This window comes from Burkholderia sp. LMG 13014 (assembly GCF_905232215.1).
Classification (GTDB): domain Bacteria; phylum Pseudomonadota; class Gammaproteobacteria; order Burkholderiales; family Burkholderiaceae; genus Burkholderia.
Genome location: NZ_CAJNKE010000760.1, coordinates 1 through 2,445 on the forward strand (window position 1 = coordinate 1; position 2,445 = coordinate 2,445).

Below are 2,445 nucleotides of genomic sequence, written 5' to 3' on the forward strand. Positions count from 1 at the left end.
ATGTCCGGCAGCTCGGGCCCGATGTGGTTCGACGTAAAGTATTGCGTCACCGCGAAGCTGCCGCCCGCGACGAGCGCGGCCGGCCAGGTCTGCCGCACGCCGCGCAGCCCGTCCATCATGAACACGAGCCAGAACGGCACCGCGAGCGACAGCAGCGGCAGCTGGCGGCCGGCCATCGCGCCGATATGGAGCGGATCGATACCCGTCACCTGCCCGGCGACGATGATCGGGATGCCCATCGCACCGAACGCGACCGGCGCAGTATTTGCAATCAGACACAGTCCTGCCGCGTGCAGCGGCTTGAAGCCGAGGCCGACGAGCAGCGCGGCCGTGATCGCGACGGGCGCACCGAAACCGGCCGCGCCTTCGAGGAACGCGCCGAACGAGAAGCCGATCAGCAGCATCTGCAGGCGCTGGTCGTCGGTGATCGACAGTACGGACGCGCGAATGATGTCGAACTGGCCGGTCTTCACGACGATCTTGTACAGGAACACGGCCGCGACGATGATCCATGCGATCGGCCAGATGCCGTACGCGAAGCCGAAGCCGGCCGCCGCGAGCGCCTGCGGCACGGGCATGCCGTACGCGAGGATCGCGACGCCGAGCGACAGCAGCAGCGTGATTGCCGCGGCGACGTGGCCCTTGAGCCGCAGCGCGGCCAGCGCGACGAAAAAGAAGATGATCGGGATTGCGGCGACGAACGCCGACAGCCCGAGGCTGCCGAGCGGGGTGTAGATCTGATGCCAGGCCTGCATGGATGTCTCCTCCATAGGTTTTTGTCGGTACGGCTTGAGAAACGAAACGGCTATTCGGGCTGGCCGCGTGCGCGCAGCAGGTCGGACAGGCTGCGCGGTGCCGGTTCGAGCGGCGTGCGGTGCTGCGTCCAGCCCATCTGTTTCGCGGGCGTCAGCGCATGCAGGCGCGTCGCGGTCCAGCGGAACGCGCGGTACGCGCGCGGATGCGCGAACGCGCCCGACCAGAAGCGCCACACGAGGTCTTCCGCGCGGGTGTAGTTCGCGCCCTGGCCGCGCAGCGGATGCGCGACGGGTTCGTCGGGCTTGCGGTTGGCCTCGGTACGCAGCCGCACGAGCAGTTGCGGGATCGGGATCCGCACCGGGCACACCTCGCCGCAGGCGCCGCACAGCGTCGACGCGGTCGGCAGGTCGGCCGTCGCGTCGAGGCCGAGCAGGTGCGGCGAGACGATCTTGCCGATCGGGCCCGGGTAGGTCGTGCCGTATGCGTGGCCGCCGATGCGCGTGTAGACGGGGCAGTGGTTCATGCACGCGCCGCAGCGGATGCACTGCAGCGTCGCGCGCAGCTGCTCGTCCGCGTAGGCCTGCGTGCGGCCGTTGTCGAGCAGCACGAGATGCAGCTCGCGCGGGCCGTCGCGTTCGCCGTCGCGGCGCGGGCCCGAGATCAGGTTGAAGTAGGTCGTGATCGCCTGGCCGGTGGCCGAGCGCGTGAGCAGGCTCGACAGCGGCACGATGTGCTCGAGCTTCTCGACGACCTTCTCGATCCCCATGATCGCGACGTGCGTGTCGGGCACCGTCGTCGACAGGCGGCCATTGCCTTCGTTTTCGACGAGCCACAGCGTGCCCGTGTCGGCCGCCGCGAAGTTCACGCCCGACAGGCCGATGTCCGCATCGGCGAACGCGCGGCGCAGCGCGCGCCGGCCGGTCTGGATCAACTCGTCGACATCTTCCGTGTAGCGCGTGCCGGGGATGTGCGCCTCGAACAGCTCGGCGATGTCGCCGCGCGTCTTGTGGATCGCGGGCATCACGATATGCGACGGCTTCTCGCCCGCGAGCTGCACGATGAATTCGCCCATGTCGGATTCGATGCAGTCGACGCCGTGCTCCGCGAGGTAATGGTTCAGCTCGATTTCCTCGCTCGCCATCGACTTGCCCTTGATCACGCGGTGCGCCTTCTTCGCCTGCGCGATGCCGAGCACGATCGCGTTCGCGTCGGCGGCCGTCTCGGCCCAGTGCACGTGCACGCCCGCTTCGGTGAGCTTCGTCTCCAGCCGTTGGAGCAGCGCGGGCAACTGCGCGAGCGCATGCTGCCGCACCGCTTCGCCGAGGTCGCGCAGCTGCTGCAGCTCGGCGTCGTCAGGGAACTGGGTCGCGCGCTTGCCCTGCAGGAAGTCCATCGCGCCGCGGAAGCTCTTGCGCAGCGCGGGATCGTCGAGCGCCGCGCGCGCGCGGGCCCTGAAGTCGCCGGGGGCGACGAATTGCAGCGTGTGGTCGCTCATTGCGGGAGGTCCTCGCGGGCAGTGGCGGCCGGGCGGGCGGCCGCATCGGTGACGATCACGACCCACAGGCGGCGCGGGCCGTGCGCGCCATAGGCCAGCGTCTGCTGGATGTCGGACGTCTTCGACGGGCCCGACACCAGCACGAGGTTGGTCGGCATGCCGGCGTGCCAGCGCTCCGCGTGCACGGCCGCGTG

General features: G+C 69.5%; 3 protein-coding genes. All 3 read right to left on the reverse strand.

What is annotated here, in order from left to right; all coding sequences use genetic code 11:
• Positions 1-755 (reverse strand): lactate permease LctP family transporter (locus JYJ84_RS34195; RefSeq protein ID WP_205190096.1); only part of this gene is annotated, 755 nt, incomplete at its 3' end.
• A 50-nt stretch (positions 756-805) separates the two neighbouring features.
• Complete coding sequence (locus tag JYJ84_RS34200; protein WP_175221636.1) at positions 806-2,251, reverse strand: LutB/LldF family L-lactate oxidation iron-sulfur protein; 1,446 nt, start codon at positions 2,249-2,251, stop codon at positions 806-808.
• Positions 2,248-2,445: LUD domain-containing protein (locus JYJ84_RS34205; RefSeq protein WP_205190097.1), on the reverse strand; the 198-nt coding region annotated here is incomplete at its 5' end. The genes JYJ84_RS34200 and JYJ84_RS34205, both read right to left, overlap by 4 nt.

Coding starts and splice junctions, on each gene's coding strand:
- JYJ84_RS34200 (WP_175221636.1), bottom strand. CDS start 2,251: ATGAGCGACCACACGCTGCAATTCGTCGCCCCCGGCGACTTCAGGGCC.